The organism is Polaromonas jejuensis NBRC 106434 (genome assembly GCF_001598235.1).
In the GTDB taxonomy this organism is placed as follows: Bacteria; Pseudomonadota; Gammaproteobacteria; order Burkholderiales; family Burkholderiaceae_C; genus Polaromonas; species Polaromonas jejuensis.
Genome location: NZ_BCYO01000003.1, coordinates 255,945 through 276,732 on the forward strand (window position 1 = coordinate 255,945; position 20,788 = coordinate 276,732).

Annotated in this window: 18 protein-coding genes and 1 pseudogene; 6 read left to right on the forward strand and 13 right to left on the reverse strand. The window is 60.7% G+C overall.

All coding sequences use genetic code 11. The features are described from left to right. Positions 1 to 30: 30 nt before the first annotated feature. The 4 genes from PJE01S_RS05715 to PJE01S_RS05730 form a co-directional block, all read right to left on the reverse strand. Positions 31 to 1,272 carry an FtsX-like permease family protein gene (locus PJE01S_RS05715; protein WP_157090239.1) on the reverse strand — a complete coding sequence of 414 codons (1,242 nt, stop codon included), beginning with the start codon at positions 1,270 to 1,272 and terminating at the stop codon, positions 31 to 33. A 14-nt stretch (positions 1,273 to 1,286) separates the two neighbouring features. After that, on the reverse strand, positions 1,287 to 1,976 hold the full coding sequence (locus PJE01S_RS05720) for an ABC transporter ATP-binding protein (RefSeq protein WP_068832188.1): 690 nt from the start codon (positions 1,974 to 1,976) through the stop codon (positions 1,287 to 1,289). Positions 1,977 to 2,014: 38 nt separating this feature from the next. Beyond that, positions 2,015 to 2,479, reverse strand: coding sequence for a type III PLP-dependent enzyme domain-containing protein (locus PJE01S_RS05725; protein WP_068832189.1), 465 nt, complete (start codon positions 2,477 to 2,479; stop codon positions 2,015 to 2,017). Between the two features lie 75 nt (positions 2,480 to 2,554). Then, positions 2,555 to 4,282, reverse strand: coding sequence for an alkaline phosphatase (locus PJE01S_RS05730; RefSeq protein ID WP_068832190.1), 1,728 nt, complete (start codon positions 4,280 to 4,282; stop codon positions 2,555 to 2,557). Positions 4,283 to 4,336: 54 nt separating this feature from the next. Here PJE01S_RS05730 and PJE01S_RS05735 point away from each other — a divergent pair, with 54 nt between their 5' ends. After that, positions 4,337 to 4,639, forward strand: a complete 303-nt coding sequence (locus PJE01S_RS05735) for a hypothetical protein (protein WP_157090240.1) — start codon at positions 4,337 to 4,339, stop codon at positions 4,637 to 4,639. Positions 4,640 to 4,697: 58 nt separating this feature from the next. Here PJE01S_RS05735 and metC read toward each other — a convergent pair whose 3' ends face one another. From metC to PJE01S_RS05755, 4 genes are all read right to left on the reverse strand, one after another. After that, on the reverse strand, positions 4,698 to 5,891 hold the full coding sequence (metC, locus tag PJE01S_RS05740) for a cystathionine beta-lyase (RefSeq protein ID WP_068832192.1): 1,194 nt from the start codon (positions 5,889 to 5,891) through the stop codon (positions 4,698 to 4,700). Positions 5,892 to 5,918: 27 nt separating this feature from the next. After that, entirely contained in the window at positions 5,919 to 6,914 is a 996-nt protein-coding gene (locus tag PJE01S_RS05745) for a Bug family tripartite tricarboxylate transporter substrate binding protein (RefSeq protein ID WP_068832193.1), read from the reverse strand. Positions 6,915 to 7,012: 98 nt separating this feature from the next. Next, positions 7,013 to 8,641 (reverse strand): rhodanese-like domain-containing protein, encoded by a 1,629-nt coding sequence (locus PJE01S_RS05750; RefSeq protein WP_068832194.1) that lies wholly within the window; start codon positions 8,639 to 8,641, stop codon positions 7,013 to 7,015. A gap of 58 nt (positions 8,642 to 8,699) precedes the next feature. Next, positions 8,700 to 9,287: a cysteine dioxygenase family protein gene (locus PJE01S_RS05755; protein ID WP_068832195.1), complete on the reverse strand. Its 588-nt coding sequence runs from the start codon at positions 9,285 to 9,287 to the stop codon at positions 8,700 to 8,702. A 105-nt stretch (positions 9,288 to 9,392) separates the two neighbouring features. On the opposite strand from PJE01S_RS05755, the gene PJE01S_RS05760 reads away from it, so the two are divergent. Beyond that, the gene (locus PJE01S_RS05760) at positions 9,393 to 10,298 is read left to right on the forward strand and encodes a LysR substrate-binding domain-containing protein (RefSeq protein WP_068832196.1); all 906 of its coding nucleotides are present in this window, start codon (positions 9,393 to 9,395) and stop codon (positions 10,296 to 10,298) included. 82 nt (positions 10,299 to 10,380) lie between these two features. On the opposite strand, the gene murI is transcribed toward PJE01S_RS05760, so the two are convergent. Together murI and PJE01S_RS05770 are read right to left on the reverse strand one after the other, a co-directional pair. Next, entirely contained in the window at positions 10,381 to 11,250 is an 870-nt protein-coding gene (murI, locus tag PJE01S_RS05765) for a glutamate racemase (RefSeq protein ID WP_068832197.1), read from the reverse strand. Then, positions 11,247 to 12,800: a fumarate hydratase gene (locus PJE01S_RS05770; RefSeq protein ID WP_068832296.1), complete on the reverse strand. Its 1,554-nt coding sequence runs from the start codon at positions 12,798 to 12,800 to the stop codon at positions 11,247 to 11,249. The genes murI and PJE01S_RS05770 overlap by 4 nt, the downstream gene beginning before the upstream one ends. 278 nt (positions 12,801 to 13,078) lie before the next feature. On the opposite strand from PJE01S_RS05770, the gene fumC reads away from it, so the two are divergent. After that, the gene (gene fumC, locus PJE01S_RS05775) at positions 13,079 to 14,476 is read left to right on the forward strand and encodes a class II fumarate hydratase (RefSeq protein WP_068832198.1); all 1,398 of its coding nucleotides are present in this window, start codon (positions 13,079 to 13,081) and stop codon (positions 14,474 to 14,476) included. A 69-nt stretch (positions 14,477 to 14,545) separates the two neighbouring features. On the opposite strand, the pseudogene proX reads toward fumC, so the two are convergent. Further along, positions 14,546 to 14,734 (reverse strand): annotated as a pseudogene (proX, locus tag PJE01S_RS05780) (glycine betaine/L-proline ABC transporter substrate-binding protein ProX); the annotation flags it as partial. A gap of 215 nt (positions 14,735 to 14,949) precedes the next feature. On the opposite strand from proX, the gene acs reads away from it, so the two are divergent. Continuing rightward, entirely contained in the window at positions 14,950 to 16,947 is a 1,998-nt protein-coding gene (gene acs, locus PJE01S_RS05785) for an acetate--CoA ligase (RefSeq protein ID WP_068832200.1), read from the forward strand. Between the two features lie 203 nt (positions 16,948 to 17,150). On the opposite strand, the gene PJE01S_RS05790 is transcribed toward acs, so the two are convergent. Next, positions 17,151 to 17,465 carry a c-type cytochrome gene (locus PJE01S_RS05790; RefSeq protein ID WP_068832201.1) on the reverse strand — a complete coding sequence of 105 codons (315 nt, stop codon included), beginning with the start codon at positions 17,463 to 17,465 and terminating at the stop codon, positions 17,151 to 17,153. 136 nt (positions 17,466 to 17,601) lie between these two features. Here PJE01S_RS05790 and PJE01S_RS05795 point away from each other — a divergent pair, with 136 nt between their 5' ends. Continuing rightward, on the forward strand, positions 17,602 to 17,844 hold the full coding sequence (locus tag PJE01S_RS05795; RefSeq protein ID WP_068832202.1) for a TIGR04438 family Trp-rich protein: 243 nt from the start codon (positions 17,602 to 17,604) through the stop codon (positions 17,842 to 17,844). 100 nt (positions 17,845 to 17,944) lie between these two features. Here the strand turns inward: PJE01S_RS05795 and ilvD are convergent, their stop codons facing one another. Beyond that, positions 17,945 to 19,639, reverse strand: a complete 1,695-nt coding sequence (ilvD, locus tag PJE01S_RS05800) for a dihydroxy-acid dehydratase (protein ID WP_068832203.1) — start codon at positions 19,637 to 19,639, stop codon at positions 17,945 to 17,947. Between the two features lie 136 nt (positions 19,640 to 19,775). On the opposite strand from ilvD, the gene PJE01S_RS05805 reads away from it, so the two are divergent. Continuing rightward, positions 19,776 to 20,705 (forward strand): LysR family transcriptional regulator, encoded by a 930-nt coding sequence (locus PJE01S_RS05805; protein ID WP_068832204.1) that lies wholly within the window; start codon positions 19,776 to 19,778, stop codon positions 20,703 to 20,705. Positions 20,706 to 20,788 lie beyond the last annotated feature (83 nt).

Sequence of the window (20,788 nt, forward strand, 5' to 3'; positions counted from 1 at the left end):
GACCTTTGAGCGCACCACCAAGGTCAAAGCTTAGCTTTTAAGGGCTTTTTCCAATGGCATACGGTAAATCAATACTGCCGGCAACAATGCCAGCAACAATGATGACAACGCAAGCGCGGCCAGCCACATCAAATCTTGCACGCCAATTGCGGCATGCATGGTCAAGCCGCTGACACTTTCAAACCATTGGCCAAACAGGACCGCCAATAACCAGCCAAACGGTAACCCAATCAAGACACCACCGACCAGTACCGCTACTACTTGTATCCAGGTTAGTAGAAAAATGAACCCTGCTGGCGCACCGAGCGCGCGCAACACAGCTAGAAACGGCCGTTTCGCCATCAATAGGATGGTGATCGACAATAAAACTGTCAGCATCACGATCAGTAGCATTAACGTGATCAGTCCAGAGATGAGGTCTGCGGCATTGCCTACCGTTTGATATAGCTTCATAAGGACTTCGGCTGGGAATACGGCAACGGTTCGGCCATCGCGATATTGCTGCCGTAGTCGATATGCATCGGCCAAAGTTCTGGGCTTAACCACCAGCGCTGGCACCCGCTTTAGCATTTGAAGCCGTTCCTCTGTGACTCTGGGGTCGATGGGAAGTTTGATACGAGGATCTGCAAAATACGGCGTATGCATGGCCCAGATCGTTTCGATGGGCACCAGTATGGCCTTATCCCAGGGTGATCCTGTTGCGGGCAGTTTTTGGCTAATCTTTATCGGGAAATTACCATGTTGCAGCTCGGGGATGACTGTCCGGCTAGCAAACCCGTGCGACACAACAAATGTGTGACCTACTTCAAGCGCAACATTTGCACCAATCACAGCAGAATTGGTGGTCCATGAGGAACATGCGTCCGAGGACACAGTCTGCATGCAAGTCAGTTGTTTTCCTGTTAAGGAAGATAGCAATGCCGCTGAAGTCCCTACCACCGGATAGCCTTCCGCAGAATCACCCAATGCGACCGGTGCGGCATACACCACACCGGGATCTTTCGCCAGACTGTCGAGGACCTGCGTTGGCAGCAGGGTCAATGCAGCTGGCTGCAGATAAACCGTTGTCAGGACAAGCTGTGTTTCGCTGCCGGCAGCGCCGATGATCAAGTCAAACGGTGCCGCGGCCTGATTGGCTCCTTGTCTGAAAGCTTGCTGATATACCGACAGACCGATACCCGTTGCCACAGCCAACCCGACAAGGCCCACCATCAAAAGGTAACTCAAGGCATGTTGCCGTAGCTCGGCCAAGGCCAATGGAAACGGATTCATGCGCAATGGCCATGTTATGGCTCGCAAAGCAAACCTTCCTTCAGATCCAGTCGTCTATCAAGCGTGGCTGCCAGGTTTTGATCATGCGTAGTGATGATGGCGGTCGTACCTGCTTCGCGGCACAACTCCGACAGCATGGCAAACGATGTTTTCGCAGTCGCAACATCCAGGCTGGCAGTGGGCTCATCGGCAATCAAGATGCGCGGCCTGCGCAAGAACGCTCTGGCAAGGGCAACTCTTTGCATCTCGCCGCGAGATAACTGCTCGGTGTTTCGTCGCGCTGGCACGTTCAACTGATCCAGCAAGGACTGCGCCCGCAGGCGAATGCCCGGACTGACGCGAAACGCGCCAAAGTGCTCGCTCAGTAACACATTGTCGATCGGCGAGAGTTTGGGATGCAGGTGAAATTGCTGAAACACAATGCCAACATGCTCGCGACGCCAGCGATCTTGCTGACTCGGTGAGAGGGATGAAAGCTTGATGTTGTCCCAGCTGATGTCGGCGCCGGGCAGCAGCTTGAGCCCTAACAACACATTGAGCAATGTTGTCTTGCCCGACCCGGAAGGGCCGCAGAGTGCAATCTGTTCGCCAGCGCAGAATGCAAGATTCTCAATGGCCAGGACAGATCGCTCAACACCGCTATTGGCTTTAACTGAGAAATGAATTGATTTAGCGCGCAGCGAAGCACCGCTCAATATCGCCATTAACATGAATCAAGAAACGTTGGTCTTAAGATTCGCTATCAGGCCTGAACCACGCTCGCATCGGTCAACCTTAGCAAGCTGACGAACCCAGTCACGGTATCCACTTTGGAGCCAATTTCAAGTTTTCCGACCACCTTCACCAGCGTCCCGTCGCGGTAGAAATTGCTGTTGCCTTTGAGATAGATAACAACGATATCGTTGGGCCAATCGGCGTCGGAGCTGCAAAATGGGCAAACAGAAACAGGTGTCCGGGTCAACACAAAGAACTTCGAATCTGGTTTGAGCGGTGGCGCCATAAATCCCATGAACTCGACCGGCTTGCCGGCCAAATTCATGACTCGATTGGACAACACCATACCTAAAGGACCGACGCTTTTGTAAAGCTCGGCAAAGGCTATTGGATTGGCATCCCCTGCGATTGCGGAACTTCCTTTCAAAGCGCCAAGTGATGCCAGGCCGGCACCCAAAGAATTGACCAACAATTCGCGGCGGTTGACAGGCATAAGATTCTCCTAAGCGAGTAAGAGTGCGATAAAAGCCGGCGCTGAGTCTGGCAGCACCAACTCACCGCAGTCGGTCTATTTACGCCCCAATCCGAGCGCATCAACCATGGTTCTGAACACTTCCGTATTGTCCATAAAGCCGTGAACGCGTTCCGCACCCGGTCCGGATGCATTCAATACACCATCATCCGCTGTATGGGTGCCAGAATCAGCGGATTGCGGGAGGTTGCCAATGCGAAGCACCGCGCCAGGCTCATCCTTGTACTGCGGATTGGCAATGTAATCGCCTTTGCTGTTTTTGATCGATGGAACAAAGGGGCCGTCTAGTTTTGGGCGATTGGTTTCATAGTAGTCCGGATAATTACCATAAGTCATTGCCAAACGCTTGCTGACATCGACCGAAGGTGGGTAGCCGTTTTTATCGGCTTTCGGATAATTTGGGTACCCGGCTTGCTCGTAAACACCGATCTTGTTGCGCATTTCAGCGCTGGGCTTCGTGTCGTCGACGGTGCCAACAAGAGAAAGTCCATGCGTGTGATCCGGTGTCACCAGAATCAGTGTGTCCTTATTTTTTGCAGCGAAATCCTTGGCTATCTGCACCGCATTGGACAGCATGATGGTGTCATAAACACTGCGCTCCCAATCGAGCGGATGATTGAATTTGTCAATCAGGCCCGCCTCGACCATCAGAAAAAATCCGTCTTTGTTGCGTGAAAGGACGTCAATGGCCGCTTTGGTCATATCAGCCACATCGGGCTGGTCAGGATACTTGTCTACAGAGCCCTTTTTGAGCACATGGCGATCCAACGCGCCGTCCATATTTTCCAAATGATAGAGGCCAAGCAACTTGGACGTGCCGCTTTTTGCGGCGGCTTTCATTTCAGCATCAGTTGTGGCAACGGAAAAACCCGTCTTCCGGAATAAATCCACGATGTCCTTGTCGTCCTTGCGCTTGGATCCGGGCGTGGAGCGTGGCAAAAAGTAAGCGGAGCCACCGCCCATGATGACGTCGGCACGACTCTGGAACAGCTGCTCGGCGATGATGTCCTTGTCTGAACGGCGGCGCGTATGGGCAACAACACCAGCAGGCGTCGCATCCTCAATTTCGGCATCGCTCACAATGCCGACCGCCATTTTTGTCTTGCGCTTAACGAGTTCGGCGATGGTCTCAACTTTGGGGTGATCCAGGTTGCCTTTGGCACGGCTGGCATACACGCCCAGCGCGTTGACACTGGATTTGTGCCCAGTGGTATAGGCGCTCATCGAATTGGCTGAGTCGGTGACGATTGAATCGACGCCAGAGGTTCCAATCAGCGCCATGTTCGGCATGTCGTCAAAGGACAACTTGCCAAGATACTTGCCTTCCTTGATTCCCTTTGACAAGATACGCGCCGCTGTGCGATTGGCAATCGTCATGCCGTCGCCGATGAACAGGATGACATTCTTTGCCTTGCGTGCGCCGGTACCATAGACCTCCCAGGTCACTTCAATACTCGACTTTCCGTCGGAGGCCTTGACAACGTATTGACCGGGTTTGTCGATGGCGACGTTGGCCAGGCTGATTGAAGACGCGTTTGCGCCATTTTCCTTCTCGATGAATTTGGGAGTGGCTTTCAGCATATCTTTTGCCGGAACGCCATTGATGGTGACCGTTAGATCTGCTTCATTGACCACAGTATCAAACTCGACCTTCAAGTCGAAAACGCTACCGGCCAATATCGCCGCACGGTCAATAGGATAGATCGCGGCGGCATGTACATTGCTCGCAAAAATCAAACCAAGAATTGCGCATAATTTCTTCATATTTACCTGCGTAAAGTTATCCCTATAAGTCTGACCTAATGCCGTGACATTCACGTGACAAGACTTATCAGCTCACCTCCTTTGGTTTTGATGGGCGGCTCGCTGGTCACCGATGCCCGGCGGCAGGAACTGGTGCGCGGGGGCGGCAGCGCCAACCTGCGTGACAAGGTGGTGGGCATCTACGCGAAGGCCGGTTTTCCAGCAAACTCCAAAGCACCCGGCTCGCGGGATGAGGCGATGGCGGCCATCTGCGCGACGGCGTGCACGGCCCGGAAGCAGGGGCGCCCTTGCCGGCCGCCGGCGCCTGCTCACGCAGCAGGCCATGCGATTCTGGCCCTGCGGGTGTGGCATCAATAGATATGTAGACTTGATGCTATTAAAAATATAGCAAATTACGAGAGGCTGCGGTCTAGGCTCAAGCGGCCAACGCAGCAAATCCCTGCTGCAGATCGCGCATCAGGTCAGCCGGGTCTTCGAGGCCGATGTGCAGCCGGATCACCTGGCCGCGGCCCGACCAGTCGGCCACGCTGCGGGCGCGGCGCATGTTCGCCAGCGTGACCAAGCTTTCATAGCCGCCCCATGAGGCGCCAATGCCAAACAGCGCCAGGCCGTCAATCAGGCGTTCCGCCGCAGCTTTGTCGAAGTCTTTGTTCAACTCGAAGGAGATCAGGCCGTTGGTGCCTGTGCAGTCACGCTGCCAGAGCGCATGGCCCGGGTGACTGGGCAGGGCCGGGCAGAACACAGTGGCCACCTCGCTGCGCGTTTGCAGCCACTGTGCCACTTGCAGGGCGTTACCTTCGTGCATGGCCAGGCGCGCGGCCAGGCTGCGCGCGCCGCGCAGCACCAGGTAGGCATCGTCGGGGCTGACCGTCATGCCAAAGGCGTCACTGCGTTCGGCCAGCGGCTGCCAGGCTTGTTTCGTGGTGGCGACAGTGCCCATCATCACGTCGGAATGGCCGGACAGGTATTTGGTGGCGGCCATGATGGACACATCGGCGCCCAGTGCCAGCGGCCGGTATTGGCAGCCGGAACCCCAGGTGTTGTCGGCCACCAGCAGCAGACCCCTTGCCCGTGCAAGGCGGGCCAGCTGCGGCAGGTCGCACATTTCGTAGACCAGCGAGCCAGGGCATTCGGCATAAATCATGCGGGTGCCGGCTTCGATTTTTTCCTCGACGTCGCTGCCGTCGGCGGCAAAAAAAGTGCAGCGGATGTTGTAGGGGGCCAGAAAGGAGTCGACCAGCTTGCGCGCCGGCTCATACACGCTGTCCGACATCAGCACATGGTCGCCGGGCTTGAGGTAAGACAGCAGCGTCATGGCGATGGCGGCCAGGCCGGTGGGAAAGAGCCGCGTGCGGTAAGCGCCCTCCAGTTCGCTGACCAGGTCTTCCAGCGCGAAATTGGTCGGGTTGCCACGGGCGCCGTAGGTAAACAGGCGCTCCTCACTGCGCCGGGCGCGCATCGCGTGTTGCTGCGCCGTGCTGTCAAACAGCACGGTGCTTGCACGCACCACCGGCGGGTTGACCGGCTGGCCGCCCTCGAAGGCCGGTTGTTTGCCGGCGTGGACCAGCCGGGTCAGCGGCGATGAAGCTGGCAGCGGTTTTTCGTTCATGTCAGGTCAATTCCGGTAAAAGGCGAATCAGTCAACCTTGGCGCCCGAGAGCTTGACCACACGCGACCAGCGGGCGATGTCTTCCTTGAGCTGCGCGGCAAAGGCTGCCGAGCTGTTGGCAACGACTTCACTGCCGCCTTCGGTGATCAGTTTCGTGACTTCCGGCGTTTTGAGTGAGCGCACGATGCTGTCGTGCAGGTAGGCCACGCGCTCGGGCGGTGTGCCGGCGGGGGCGAAAAAGCCATACCAGTCCTCAAAGGTGGTGTTGCGCAAGCCTAGCTCTTCGAGCGTCGGGACTTTCGCAAACACGCCAATACGGCGGGGGCTGGTGACCGCCAGGGCGCGCATCTTGCCGTTCTGGATGAAGCTGGATACCGAAGCGGTGGAGGTGATGAGCACATCGACCTGGTTGCCGAGCAAGTCGGTGATGGCCGGGGCCGCACCCTTGTAGGGCACATGGGTCATGGGCAGGGCACTGTCTTTTTCCAGCACCACACCGACCAGGTGCGACAGCGTACCGTTGCCCGGCGTGGCGTAAGTGACGCGGCCGCCCGGGACTTTGGTTTGTGCGGCCAGGTCGGCAAAGGTTTTAAGGGCCGAGTTGCTGGCCACCACCAGCGCCAGCGGTGCCGCATTGGCCTGCGTGATCGGGATGAAATTTTTTAGCGGGTCAAAGCCTGGCGACGCATACAGCGCGGGGTTCACTGCCATCAGCGAAACCTGGCCCGTCAGCACGGTGTAGCCGTCGGGTTTGGCATCCGCCACCGCCTTGGCGCCAATGTTGCCGCCGGCGCCGCCCCGGTTGTCGACGACGGCCGTCTGGCCGGTAATGTCAGACAGGCGGCTGGTCACAAAACGCGTGGTGGCGTCATTGCCGCCACCGGCCGGAAACGGCGACACAAACTTGATGGGCTGGCTGGGAAAACCGGCGACCTGGGGCATTGGCTGCGCTAGAGCGCCGCCGTGCACGGCGCACAGGGTCCAGAAAAGCGAGGCTGCAGTGAATTTCAGCGTGGAAAGCATGTCGGACTCCTGGTGAAAAAGGCGGATGACGGGAAGCGGGGCGTTAAAGCCGCTCAAACGGTGAGACGGTAAAGAGTGAAAGAAAGAGGGGGCAGGGACTAGGCTTGCGCCGTGGCGTGCTCGGCGCGGGCGCCGGCGCCGGCGCCGGCGGCGGGCAGACGAAATGCATTCAACTCAAGCGCATCCAGCTGCCCGATCAGGTTGACCTCCCAGGCCAGGTACTGGCGGGCAGCCTCTTTGTTTCCGTCATGCCGGTCATGCACAAAGAAGAGGTAGTCGATGCAGTCGCTGTCGGCCGGCGTATCGCCTTTGTCCTGCAGCGGCAAACCGGCGGCGCGCCAGGCGGCCATACCGCCTTCCAGCAGGCTGACCGACAGGCCCAGTTCCTGAAGGTCTATGGCCGCGCACGCTGCCACGCCGGCTTCATCGGCGATCAGCACCAGCGGCTGGGTCGCGCCCGCCAGCGCCGCTGCCAGGCGCGGGCGTATGGCCCATTGCGTGCCTGCCATATGGGCTTGGCGAAACTGCATGCTGGGCCGCAGGTCAATGGCCAGCACCGTGCCGCTGGCCAGCCTGGCGGCCAGTACCTTGGCGCTGATCGTCGGCAGGGCGGGCAGGGCGGCGGCTTGCATTGCGAGCAAGGCCAGCCCGCTGGCCAGGCCTTCTTCGAGCACGCTGGCATCGTGGCCCATCTGGCGCAGCCAGCTGGCCACCGTGCGGGCACGAATGCCGTCCGAGTCGAACAGCACCAGCCGGGCGTGGCGCACGCCCACATACTGGTCGTTGGCTTGCATCAGCTGACCGCCCGGCGTGTGCTGGGCGCCCGGCAGGCTGCCACGTGCATATTCTTCCGGGCTGCGCACATCGCACAAAAAGAGCGTGCGCTGCGCATCAGCGGCCCAGTCGCGCACGGTTTTGGCGCTCACCATGGGCACCTTGAAGCGTGTGGCCAGTGCCTCGGCCGCAGCGCGCATGCCGGCTTGCGTGGCGGGGGCTTGGGGCTCCTTCCGTTCGGGGTAGCGGCGCGTTCCGCCGTGTTCCAGTGGCAGGTCGGCCAGATACCAGCCCTGGGTACCGTTTTCGAGGGCCGAGACGGGGTTGCGCAGGCCCAGGTTGATCAGTGTCTGCGCGCCTATGATGCTGCGTGTGCGGCCCGCGCAATTGACCACGATATGCGTTTCCTCGCTGGGCACCAGGTCGCGGATGCGCAAGCCCAGCTCGCCATTCGGGCAACTGATGGCCGTCGGAATGTTCATCTTCTGGAATTCCGAAAACGGCCTGCCGTCCAGCACCACGACGTCTTTTTTGTCGGCCAGCAGGCTTGCCAATTCGGTCGCGCTGACGCGCGGCGTGTGGTAAACCTGCTCGGCCAGCTCGCCGAAGGTCTTGGAGGGCACGTTGACCCCCGCAAACAGCGCAAAGCCGGCGGCCTGCCAGCCGCCGGTGCCGCCTTGCAGCACATGCACGTTGGTGTAGCCCAGCGCGGCCAGCCGGCGCGCGGCGGCAGGGGCTGCGCTCTGGCCATCGTCGTCATACACCACCAGCCGCACGCTGTGGCGCGGCGCCAGGCGCAGCACGTCCAGCTCCAGCCGGCTGTAGGGCAGGGGGATGGCGTAAAACAGATGGGACTGGCCGTATTGCCCGTGCTCTCGCACATCAAACAGGGCAATCTCCTGGCCATCGTGCAGCCAGGTTTTCAGTGTGGCGGCTTCTACAGAACGAGTCATGGGTCGGGAGGGGGTGAGGGTCGGTAAAAGGAGGGGCGAACGGGGGCAAAGTGGCGTATTAGCGGCGGGTCTGAACGCCAATCCCCATGGTTTCGCAGGTGCCTTTTTCCAGGTCGTAGCCGGTGCGGGTGTTCAGCGTTTCGAGGGCGCGGCCGTACATGTGCAGGTGGCGAATCACCTGGCCGACCGGGATCTCGACCGAGTGGATGTCGTCCGGCATCAGCGCGATGCCCGTGCCAGGCTCCACCACCACCTGGCTGGTTTCCCTGAGCTGTGCCTTGCCTGCCACCGAGCCATCGTCTTCGCGCTCGTACACGCGGTTGAGTTCCGTGCCCTCGACCGCGCTGATGCAGGCCCAGGTGGTGTGGTTGTGCGGCACGATGCGCTTGCCGGGGCGCATGACGTTCAGGTACAGCGCAAAGCGCTGGTCGGGGTCTTCCGCGATCAGGTAGCGCGCCTGCAGTTCGGGGCTTTCAGGGGCGGCGAATTCGTTGGCGCTCCACAGTTCGCTGCGGCTGGCCAGCTGGTTGAGCGCCGCCAGGACGCCGGCGAGCGACTCGCGTGTTGCCTCGGTGTTTCCGACAATGTTTTTAATGCTTTGAATGGATTCATTCACCACTTGGGTGCGTTGTGCTGCGATGCTCATGGGCCTTTTCCTGAGTGAAAATTCGGTTCGTGAGGGCTAATATAGCCATGTCATATTTTTGAAACAACGCAGAAATAGAGATAAAAACATTAGCATTCTTAATACATGAAAACGCTGGACCTGGAATTATTAAGAGCCCTGGTCGCCATTGAAGCGCACGACAGCTTTGCCGCTGCCGCCATTCATCTGGGTAAAACCCAGTCGGCGGTGACGCAGCAAATGCAACGCCTGGAAGACCAGATAGGCCACCCGCTGTTTGAAAAACAGGGTCGCCACAAACGGCTGACGCCGCATGGGCAAAAGCTGCTTGACTACGCGCGCCACCTGCTGGCGATCAACGACGACGCGCTGCGCAGCCTGCAGCAGGGCAACCTGGAAGGGGTGCTGCGCATCGCTGCACCGCACGATGTGGCCGACACCATGCTGCCGACGCTGCTGGCGCAGGTGGCGCGCGCCTCACCCTTGCTGCAGCTCGACATTCATGTCGGGCGCAGCCCTTTCCTGATGGAGTCGCTCAAGCGCGGCGAGATTGACATGACCATTTCCAACCGCCATGACCCGGCGCTGGAAGGGGTGGTGTTGCGCACCTCGCCCACGGTGTGGCTGTGTTCGGCCAGCTATGTGCATGACCGCGCCAAGCCCGTGCCGCTGATCCTGGTGGAGGGGCCCAGCGTGTACCACCGGCTGGCGCGCGAGGCGCTGGATGGCGCGGGCATACGCTGGTCACCCAGCTACACCGCGTCCAGCCTGATCGGTATCAAGGCTGCGTTGCGGGCGGGCCTGGGCGTGACCGCGCGGGGTATCGAGATGGCGGGCGCCGACCTGCGTGTGCTGAGCGAAACCGACGGTCTGCCCCGGCTGCCCGACGTGGCTTACCACCTGTTCATTCGCAAAAACGTCATCAACCCGGTCACACGCAAGGTGTTTGACATGCTCAAGTCCAACCTGGGCCTGATTCGCAGCGCGGCTGATCCGGGGGCGCCTGCGGTGTTGCCTGAGACGAAGGTGTGAAGCGCCCGCGCCAATTGCGCTTGGCGCCAGGCTTTGGGCTTGTTCAGGCCACCAGCCCAATCGGAGTCTGTACAAGCAGCTATTAAAACGCTAGCGCTTCAACGGTGGCGTCAATCTGTAGCCAGTGTTGTGAGGCGGCTTGAAGGGCGGCGGGCTGGCCGGTGGTGAACAGCCTGATGTGGCCTGCCGGATGACTCGCTAAAGCGGCGGGCGGATAAATGGCTGCCTGCCGTGTATCGGGCTCCCCAGCGGCTGCCGCCAGGCGCAAGCGCGTCTGGCGCGCAACGGGTGCGCCCGTGTCCAGAAACTGGACTTGCGGGCCCAGCAAGTCACGCAGTTGTGCACTGGCAAAGGGGTAGTGTGTGCACCCCAACACCAGACTGTCGATTTCGCCTTTTTCCGAACCAAATATGCCCATGGCCGTGGTGTACTGGGCGCAAAGCGCTTCTGTTTTTGTAGCGTCACCGCTTTCCACACTGCGTTCAATGGCCTCGGCCAGACCATCGCAGGGCTGCAAAATGAACTCCGCCTGCCCGACCAGGGAGCCGAGCAGGGCTTTGAATTTGGCACTGGCAAGTGTCCCGCGGGTAGCCATGACACCAATGCGCCGGGTTTGGCTATGGGCCACAGCGGGTTTGAGTGCCGGTTCAACGCCGATGATAGTAAGGTCCGGGTGCTCTTCACGCAGCAAATGAATGGCTGCCGCCGTGGCGGTGTTGCAGGCAATGACGAGCGCCTTGACCTTGAGGTGCTGTTGCGTCAGCAGATGGCGGGCAATGGCACGGGAACGGGCAACAACAAAACAGTCTTCGCGCTCTCCATACGGGGCATGACCGCTGTCAGCAACATAAATGAAGTTCTCGTGCGGCAGCTCGGTGCGTAGCGCCTTGAGAATGCTCAGGCCGCCTATGCCGCTGTCGAAAACCCCTATGGCCTGGCTGCCCGTACTCAAGCGCTGGTGACCGGGATCTGCTTGAACTCGCCCGTGGCAATCTTTTTCTGCCACTCGGCCGGGCCTGTGATGTGCGCGCTGGTGCCGCCCGCATCTACCGCCACGGTGACCGGCATGTCCACCACGTCGAATTCGTAAATCGCTTCCATGCCCAGGTCGGCAAAGCCCACCACTTCGGCGTGTTTGATGGCCTTGGACACGAGGTAGGCCGCACCGCCCACGGCCATCAGGTAGGCGCTCTGGTGTTTCTTGATGGCCTCAATGGCCACCGGGCCGCGCTCGGCCTTGCCGACCATCGAGATCAGGCCGGTTTGCGCCAGCATCATTTCGGTGAAGCCGTCCATGCGGGTGGCCGTCGTCGGGCCGGCGGGACCGACGGCTTCGCCCTTGACCGGGTCCACCGGGCCGACGTAATAGATCACGCGGTTGGTGAAATCCACCGGCAGCTTCTCGCCCTTGAGCAGCATGTCGGCAATGCGCTTGTGCGCGGCGTCGCGGCCGGTCAGCATCTTGCCGTTCAGCAGCAGCGTATCGCCGGGCTTCCAGCTGGCGACTTCTTCCTTGGTGAGGGTGTTGAGGTTGACCTTTTTGCTCTTGTTGTAGTCGGGTGCCCAGTTCACGTTGGGCCAGAGGTCCAGCGAAGGCGGGTCGAGGTAGACCGGGCCGCTGCCGTCGAGCACGAAATGCGCATGGCGGGTAGCCGCGCAGTTGGGGATCATGGCCACGGGCTTGCTGGCCGCGTGCGTCGGGTACATCTTGATCTTGATGTCCAGCACGGTGGTCAGGCCGCCCAGGCCCTGCGCGCCTATGCCCAGTGCGTTGACCTTGTCAAACAGCTCCAGGCGCAGCTCTTCGGTTTTGCTGAGTTTGGCACCGGAGGAAGACTTGGCCTGCAGCTCGTACATGTCCAGGTCGTCCATCAGGCTTTCCTTGGCCATCAGCACGGCTTTTTCGGCGGTGCCGCCAATGCCTATGCCCAGCATGCCGGGCGGGCACCAGCCGGCGCCCATGGTGGGCACGGTCTTGAGCACCCAGTCCACCACCGAATCGCCGGGGTTGAGCATCACCATCTTGCTCTTGTTTTCGCTGCCGCCGCCCTTGGCCGCCACCGTCACCTCCACGCTATTGCCGGGCACCAGCTCGGTGAAGATCACGGCCGGCGTGTTGTCCTTGGTATTTTTGCGGTCGAACTGCGGGTCGGCCACGACCGAGGCGCGCAGGGTGTTGTCAGGGTGGTTGTAGCCCTGGCGCACGCCTTCGTTGATGGCGTCGTCGATGCTGCCGGTAAAGCCTTCCCAGCGCACGTCCATGCCGACTTTCAGAAACACGTTGACGATACCGGTGTCCTGGCAGATCGGCCGCTGGCCGGTGGCGCTCATCTTGCTGTTGGTCAGGATTTGCGCAATCGCATCCTTGGCGGCCGGGCTTTGCTCGCGCTCGTAGGCGCGCGCCAGGTGGGCGATGTAGTCGGTGGGGTGGTAATAACTGATGTATTGCAGGGCGGCGGCAACGGATTCGATGAGGTCGGCTTGTTTGATGGTCGTGGTCATGGCTTTTTGCAAATGGTCGTGAGGTGGCGCAATACCCATTAAATGAGAATTGCTTTTATTAAGGAAGCTCTGCATAACCCTGCGCGAGTTCGTGTAGCTCGGTTCGGGATGGGATGCAAGGCGCGTTTCGCAGCCAATAGCCTGGCTATTGGCAAGAAATGCAACGCCGCAGACCGCCCGAATCCGGGCTATCACGGACCGCGTGGGGTTATGTAGAGCTTCCTAAATGGCTATGCTGCAAACTTCAACCCTCTATTTTGACAGGTCAGGCCCACATCATGAGCACACCCGCAGACACCCGCACAGAGCACGACACCTTTGGCCCCATAGCGGTGCCGGCCGACAGGCTGTGGGGCGCGCAGACCCAGCGCTCGCTCCAGAACTTCGACATCTCGGGCGAGCAGCAGCCGCGCGAACTGATCCGGGCCCTGGCGGAGATCAAGCGCTCTTCTGCGCTGGTCAACCAGGCGCTGGGCCTGCAGGATGAGAAAAAAACCAGGGCCATTGTTGCCGCGGCTGATGAGGTGATCGCGGGCAAGCACCCGGACGAGTTCCCGCTCGTGGTCTGGCAGACCGGCTCGGGCACGCAGACCAATATGAATGTCAATGAAGTGCTGGCCAACCGTGCCAGCGAGTTGCTGGGCGGTGAGCGCGGCGAGGGCCGGCTGGTGCACCCGAATGACGATGTCAACCGCAGCCAGTCGTCCAATGACGTGTTCCCCACGGCCATGCATGTGTCCGCCGTGGAGGCCATCAGGCACAGGCTGCTCCCGGCCATTGCAAAACTGCGCACCACGCTGGCACAAAAGGCGGTTGACTTCGATGACATCGTCAAGATAGGGCGAACCCATTTGCAGGACGCCACGCCGCTGACGCTGGGCCAGGAATTTTCCGGCTATGCGGCGCAGCTGGCCCACGGTGAAAGGCATGTGCGGGACGCCTTGCCCCACCTGTGCGAGCTGGCGCTGGGCGGCACGGCCGTGGGCACCGGCCTGAATGCACCCGAGGGCTATGCCGAGCAGGTGGCGGCCGAACTGGCGAGCCTGACGGGCCTGCCCTTTGTCACGGCGCCCAACAAGTTCGAGGCCATGGCGTCCATGGATGCCCTCGTGCATGCCCACGGCGCGCTCAAGACGCTGGCGGCCAGCCTGATGAAAATCGCCAACGATGTGCGCTGGCTGGCCAGTGGGCCGCGCAGCGGCATTGGCGAGCTGAGCATTCCGGAGAACGAGCCGGGCTCCTCCATCATGCCGGGCAAGGTGAACCCGACGCAAAGCGAAGCCGTCACCATGCTGGCCGCGCAGGTGTTTGGCAACGATGTCGCCATCAATTTTGGCGGCGCATCCGGCAACTTTGAGCTCAATGTCTTCAGGCCCATGGCGGCCTACAACTTCCTGCAAAGCGTGCGCCTGCTGGCCGATGGCATGGTCAGCTTTAACGACCACTGCGCCGTCGGCATTGAGCCCAACCGCGAACGCATTGCCGAACTGGTGGGCCGTTCGCTGATGTTGGTGACGGCGCTCAACACCCACATTGGCTATGACAAGGCGGCCTCCATCGCCAAGAAGGCGCACAAGGAAGGCACGAGCCTGCGCGAGGCGGCGATTGCTTCGGGCCATGTGACGGCCGAGCAGTTTGACCAGTGGGTGGTGCCCGAGCACATGGTCGGACGCTGAAAAAAAACAGCAGCCAGCTATCAAAACGATAGCTGGCTGTGCTTGTTGCTTGAGGGTTGGACTCTCTTTTTACTTGATTTTTGCGGCGGCGATGGCCTGCGCGATCCAGTCGTCAAAGACCTTCTGATGGGCCTTGATCCAGGCATCGGCATGGCGCTCCACGTCCTGCGGCTTGTTCCGGCCGTCACGCATGCGCAGATTCTGGGCATTGATGTCGGCGACCGGCAGTTTCATGATCGAAAAGAGCTTGGCCGCGGCCATGAGGTGGACCAGCTCAACAAGGAAGTGGGGCAGTCCCGGACGGCGGCGTGATTTCGGACATGATGGGGGGAGGCTGTGAGGTCGCGGAATTGCAGGGGCGCGGAAAATCGTCCATCGGTTTTTGAAAATTGTAAGATTCAAGCCAGTCAGTGGCTTGTAAGTGCGAGGCACGAAAGTACCACGCATTCCACGATACACAGGAGACAAACACCATGAGCGCCCCCCAAACTGCCATCGAATCCGTGCTGGTTGAAAACCGGGTTTTCCCCCCCAGCCCAGCGATTGTGAAGGCGGCCCGCATTTCCGGCATGGCGGCCTATAACGCCCTGTGCGCTGAGGCCGACAAGGATTTTGAAGGCTTCTGGGCCAAGCTGGCGCGTGACAACCTGAGCTGGAAAAAGCCTTTCAATCAGGTGCTGGATGAGTCGAACGCCCCGTTCTACCAATGGTTTGCCGATGGCGAGCTGAACGCCTCCTACAACTGCCTGGACCGCCATCTGGGCACTCCCACGGAGAACAAGAAAGCCATTATTTTTGAGAGCGATGACGGCAAGGTCACCAACGTGACCTACAAGGAGCTGCACGCGAAAGTCAGCCAGTTTGCCAGCGCGCTCAAGGGCCTGGGCATCAAGAAGGGCGACCGGGTCATCATCTACATGCCTATGACCGTCGAAGGCGTCGTCGCCATGCAGGCCTGCGCGCGCATCGGTGCCACGCACTCGGTGGTGTTCGGCGGCTTTTCGGCCAAAAGCCTGCAGGAGCGCATTCAGGATGCCGGCGCGGTGGCGGTCATCACGGCCAACTACCAGCTGCGCGGCGGCAAGGAGTTGCCGTTGAAAGCCATTGTGGACGAAGGCATTGCCATGGGCGGTTGCGAGTCCGTCAAGAATGTGGTCGTCTACCAGCGCACGGCGACGGCCTGCGGCATGCTGGCCGGGCGCGACCATCTGATGCACGAGCTCACAGCCAAGGCCGCGCCGGTTTGCGAACCTGAGTTCGTGGGCGCCGAGCATCCGCTCTTTATTCTTTACACCTCGGGCTCCACCGGCAAGCCCAAGGGCGTGCAGCACAGCACCGGCGGTTATCTGCTGTGGGCCAGGCTCACCATGGACTGGACTTTTGACATCCAGCCCGCCGATGTGTTTTGGTGCACCGCAGACATTGGCTGGGTCACCGGCCACACTTATGTGGCCTATGGGCCGCTGGCGGCAGGCGCCACGCAAATCATCTTTGAAGGCATACCGACCTTCCCGAATGCGGGCCGCTTCTGGCAGATGATCGAGCGCCACAAGGTCACGATTTTCTACACCGCACCGACGGCGATTCGCTCGCTGATCAAGGCCGCTGAGGGCGATGAAAAAATACACCCATCCCGTTCGGATTTGAGCAGCCTGCGCATTCTGGGCACCGTGGGCGAACCGATCAACCCTGAAGCCTGGATGTGGTACTACAAAAACGTCGGCGGCGAGCGCTGCCCGATCGTCGACACCTTCTGGCAGACCGAAACCGGCGGCCACATGATCTCGCCCTTGCCCGGCGCCACGCCGCTGGTGCCCGGCAGCTGCACCTTGCCACTGCCCGGCATCATGGCCGCCATCGTCGATGAGACCGGCAAAGACCTGCCCAATGGTTCGGGCGGCATGCTGGTCGTGAAGCGACCCTGGCCGGCCATGATCCGCACCATCTGGAACGACCCCGAACGCTTCAAGAAAAGCTATTTTCCTGAGGAGATGGGGGGCGCGATTTACCTGGCTGGCGATGGCGCGGTGCGCAATGCTGACAACGGCTATTTCCGTATCACCGGCCGCATTGATGATGTGCTGAATGTGTCTGGCCACCGCATGGGCACCATGGAGATTGAATCGGCACTGGTGTCGCATTCCACGCTGGTGGCGGAGGCGGCAGTAGTGGGCCGCCCCGATGATTTGACCGGCGAGGCGATTGTGGCCTTTGTGGTGCTCAAGCGCTCACGGCCTACTGGTGATGAGGCCAAGGCGATTGCCAAGGAACTGCGCGACTGGGTGGGCAAAGAGATTGGTCCCATCGCCAAGCCCAAGGACATCCGTTTTGGGGACAACCTGCCCAAGACGCGCAGCGGAAAAATCATGCGTCGTCTGCTGCGGGGCATTGCCAAGGGGGAGACCCTGACGCAGGATACGTCGACCCTGGAAAACCCCGCCATTCTTGACCAATTGGCTGAAAACCTTTGAGCGGGGTTTCAGCGTAGGCTAGCAATTGCCCATAGGGCTTGTTATGCCGTAGCTAAAACCCAGCCACCCTGGAACAGCTGTCACAGAAATCTGTGAGGCCTCGACAGGGCTGCGCTCAGCCATGAAAAAAAAAGCCCGTCATCGACGGGCTTTTTTGTGCACGGGTTGTGGCGCCGGAAATGGCCGGTCACCCGATGAAGGAATTACTTCTGGGTCAGGACCCAGGCCACCAGCTTCTTGGCCTCGTCCGGGTTGACCTGGGTATTGGCAGGCATGGGAACAGGTCCCCAGACGCCCGAGCCGCCCTTCATCACTTTGGCTGCGAGTTTGTCGGCAGCGTCTTTCTGCCCTGCGTATTTGGCAGCGACATCCTTGAAAGACGGGCCGACGAGTTTTTTGTCGACAGCGTGGCAAGCCATGCAGTTTTTTGCCGTGGCCAGCTGCAGGTCAGCCAGGGCAGGGGTGGACACGGCCACACCGGCCGCCACGGAAGCGATTGCCAAAAGAATACGTTTCATGGATTGTCCTCGTGGGGAAGATAGGGATTCGGTTACAGTCAATTAACGTCATTGTAGTGGTGCCGGTTGACCTCGCACCGGAGGGGAAACCCAAGGCCGGGCGCTTTGTTCTGCCCGGAATTTTCTGGAGTTGGCTATGTATTTTTTGTTGATCGGATTGGTTGGCCTGGCACTGAAGTACCTGGAGATTGGCCCCGTTGCCGCCTGGAGCTGGTGGGTGGTGCTGTCACCCTTTGCCCTTGCCGTGGTGTGGTGGGCCTGGGCGGATGCGTCGGGTTATACCAAGCAGAGGGAAATCGACAAGATGGCCAGGCGCAAGCAGGAGCGCATCGACAAACAGCGTGATGCCATGGGCATGCTGAGCAAACGCCGCAAGTAAACCGCCTTGCTTGAGCCGCCTGGTTGCCATTCGGCCCTGAAGTAAAAAGCCCGTAAAGTCTGTGACTCACGGGCTTTTTTGTTTTACGAATCAGCGGGCATCAAAAGTCGTCCAGCACGGCGCCTTTGCTGGCGCTTGAGGCGTTGAAGGCGAACTTGGCCTGTACGCCGCGGGTGTAGCGCGGTGCCGGGGCCTTCCAGCCAACCTTGCGTTGCGCCAACTCGGCGTCGCTGATATTCAGCTGCAGCAGCAGTTGATGGGCGTCAATCGTGATGGAGTCGCCTTCATGGATAAAGGCAATGTTGCCGCCGGCCGCGGCTTCCGGCGCGACGTGGCCGACCACCATGCCCCAGGTGCCGCCGGAGAAACGCCCATCGGTGATCAGGCCCACGCTTTCGCCCAGGCCGGCGCCAATCAGCGCACCGGTAGGCGCCAGCATTTCCGGCATGCCCGGCCCGCCTTTGGGGCCGAGGTAACGCAAGACCATCACGTCGCCGGCCTTGATCTTTCCGGCCAGGATGGCGGCGAGCGCCGACTGCTCGTCGTCAAACACGCGGGCCGGGCCGGTCATGACCGGATTCTTCAGGCCGGTGATCTTGGCCACGCAGCCTTCGGGAGACAGGTTGCCCTTGAGGATGGCCAGGTGGCCGTGCGCGTACATCGGGTTGCCGATGGGGCGAATCACGTCCTGGTCGGCACGCGGTGCATCGGGCACATCCTTGAGGACTTCCGCAATGGTCTGTCCGGAAATCGTCAGGCAGTCGCCATGCAGCAAGCCGGCGGCCAGCAGGGTCTTCATGACTTGCGGGATGCCGCCGGCGCGGTGCAGGTCCACGGCCAGGTACTGGCCCGAAGGCTTCAGGTCGCACAGCACGGGCGTCTTCTGGCGCACGCGCTCGAAGTCGTCAATCGACCACTCCACGCCCGCGGCATGTGCAATGGCCAGGAAGTGCAGCACGGCGTTGGTGGAACCGCCGGTGGCCATGATCACGGCCACGGCGTTTTCAATCGATTTCTTGGTGACGATGTCGCGTGGCTTGATGTCTTTTTTGACCGCCTCGATCAGCACCCTGGCAGACTCCTTGGCCGAGTTCATTTTCTCGTCGTGCGGATTGGCCATGGTGCTGGAGTAGGGCAGCGAAATGCCCAGGGCCTCGAAGGCGCTGGACATGGTGTTGGCCGTGTACATGCCGCCGCAGCTGCCGGTGCCGGGAATGGCGCGGCGTTCAATTTCCTTGAGGTCCTCGTCGCTCATGCGGCCGGCGGCGTTTTCGCCCACGGCCTCGAACACGCTGACGATGTTCAGGTCCTTGCCCTTGTAGTGGCCCGGCAAAATCGTGCCGCCGTAAACATAGATGGCCGGCACATTGGCGCGCAGCATGCCCATCAGGCCGCCCGGCATGTTCTTGTCGCAGCCGCCGATCACCAGCACGCCGTCCATCCACTGGCCCTGCACGCTGGTCTCGATGCAGTCGGAAATGACTTCGCGGCTGACCAGCGAGTACTTCATGCCTTCGGTGCCCATGGCCATGCCGTCGGAAATGGTCGGCGTGCCAAACACCTGCGCATTGCCGCCGGCTTCTTCAATGGCGGCAATGGCCGCATCCGCCAGCTTTTGCAGGCCGCTGTTGCACGGCGTGATGGTGCTGTGCCCGTTGGCCACGCCAATCATGGGCTTCTTGAAGTCGCTTTCCTCGTAGCCCATGGCGTAGTACATGGAACGGTTGGGCGCGCGCGATTTGCCTTCGGTGATGTTGGCGCTGCGGCGGTTGATCTGGATAGGTTTGATTTCCATGGGGTGTCTCTTGAGGTTGGCCTGTCGGTGGGTTGCCACGCCTGGGGGTGTGGGTTTTTTATCGGAAAGGCAAGTATGCGTGTTTTAACTGATTCTTTCCAATCCATTATTCATGCTGTATTAATATGTAATGCATATGAAGAATGCCGACACCGACGCCCGCAAACCGCCGTTGATCGAGTTCCGCCTGTGGCGCCAGTTCCTGGCCGTTGCGGAGGAGCTCCATTTCGGCCGCGCTGCCCAGCGCCTGAGCATGACCCAGCCGCCCCTGACCCAGGCCATTGCGCAGCTGGAGCGCGCGCTGGGCCTGAGGCTTTTTGATCGCACCAAGCGCAGCGTGCAACTCACCGCGGCAGGCGCGGCGCTGGTGCCCGAGGCACGCGACCTGCTGGCCCGCGCCCAGGCCTTGCCCGCGTATGCGCGTGCCAGTGCCGACGGCGAGGCCGGGCGTCTGCGGCTGGCCTTTGTCTCCACGGTCGGATTTGATTTGCTGCCGCGCTGGGTGCTGGCCTTCCGCGAGCAGTATCCCAAGGTGCAACTGGAGCTGATTGAAGCCACCGGCGATGTGCAGCTGCAGGCCCTTGAGCGCGCTGAAATCGATGCCGGCTTCATGCTGCATTCACCCGGCTTTGCGCCGCCGGGCCTCGTCTGCCAGCGCATCGCACGGGACCCGCTGGTGGTGGCCGTGCCCGAGCAAAGCGGGTTGGCCGGCAAAACCACGCTCACGCTGAAGGACTTGCTGGACCAGCCCCTGGTGATTTTCCCGCGGCGCATCCTGCCGTCGTTGTACGACGCGATTTTTGCGATGTACCACGCCTCCGGCCACTTGCCGCGCGTGGCACAGGAAGCCATCCAGATGCAAACCATCGTGAACCTGGTGTCGGCGGGCCTCGGCGTGGCCTGGGTGCCCGAAAGCGTGCGGCAGTTCCAGCGGCCGGGCGTGGTGTACCGGGAGCTCAAGGCGGGCAAGGGGCAGGCGGTGCCGGGCTGTGAGACCAGCCTGGTCTGGGCCGCCGGGGCGGCCAGTCCGGCGCTGCTGCGCTTCCTGGCGTTTGCACCGGGCTGACAGCCTTCGACGGGAAGGATCGCAAGGTAACCATCACGGACTTGAGCTGCGGGGTTGCGAAGACACCAGCACCGGTTTTTCTC

Bases quoted from the DNA above. Each gene is read 5' to 3' on its own strand.
- PJE01S_RS05755 (WP_068832195.1), bottom strand. From the start codon at position 9,287: ATGAGCATCGCAGCACAACGCACCCAAGTGGTGAATGAATCCATTCAA.
- PJE01S_RS05730 (WP_068832190.1), bottom strand. From the start codon at position 4,282: ATGAAGAAATTATGCGCAATTCTTGGTTTGATTTTTGCGAGCAATGTA.
- metC (WP_068832192.1), bottom strand. From the start codon at position 5,891: ATGAACGAAAAACCGCTGCCAGCTTCATCGCCGCTGACCCGGCTGGTC.
- PJE01S_RS05760 (WP_068832196.1), top strand. From the start codon at position 9,393: ATGAAAACGCTGGACCTGGAATTATTAAGAGCCCTGGTCGCCATTGAA.
- PJE01S_RS05805 (WP_068832204.1), top strand. From the start codon at position 19,776: ATGAAGAATGCCGACACCGACGCCCGCAAACCGCCGTTGATCGAGTTC.
- acs (WP_068832200.1), top strand. From the start codon at position 14,950: ATGAGCGCCCCCCAAACTGCCATCGAATCCGTGCTGGTTGAAAACCGG.
- ilvD (WP_068832203.1), bottom strand. From the start codon at position 19,639: ATGGAAATCAAACCTATCCAGATCAACCGCCGCAGCGCCAACATCACC.
- PJE01S_RS05725 (WP_068832189.1), bottom strand. From the start codon at position 2,479: ATGCCTGTCAACCGCCGCGAATTGTTGGTCAATTCTTTGGGTGCCGGC.
- PJE01S_RS05790 (WP_068832201.1), bottom strand. From the start codon at position 17,465: ATGAAACGTATTCTTTTGGCAATCGCTTCCGTGGCGGCCGGTGTGGCC.
- PJE01S_RS05720 (WP_068832188.1), bottom strand. From the start codon at position 1,976: ATGGCGATATTGAGCGGTGCTTCGCTGCGCGCTAAATCAATTCATTTC.
- PJE01S_RS05795 (WP_068832202.1), top strand. From the start codon at position 17,602: ATGTATTTTTTGTTGATCGGATTGGTTGGCCTGGCACTGAAGTACCTG.
- fumC (WP_068832198.1), top strand. From the start codon at position 13,079: ATGAGCACACCCGCAGACACCCGCACAGAGCACGACACCTTTGGCCCC.
- PJE01S_RS05770 (WP_068832296.1), bottom strand. From the start codon at position 12,800: ATGACCACGACCATCAAACAAGCCGACCTCATCGAATCCGTTGCCGCC.
- PJE01S_RS05745 (WP_068832193.1), bottom strand. From the start codon at position 6,914: ATGCTTTCCACGCTGAAATTCACTGCAGCCTCGCTTTTCTGGACCCTG.
- PJE01S_RS05750 (WP_068832194.1), bottom strand. From the start codon at position 8,641: ATGACTCGTTCTGTAGAAGCCGCCACACTGAAAACCTGGCTGCACGAT.
- PJE01S_RS05715 (WP_157090239.1), bottom strand. From the start codon at position 1,272: ATGAATCCGTTTCCATTGGCCTTGGCCGAGCTACGGCAACATGCCTTG.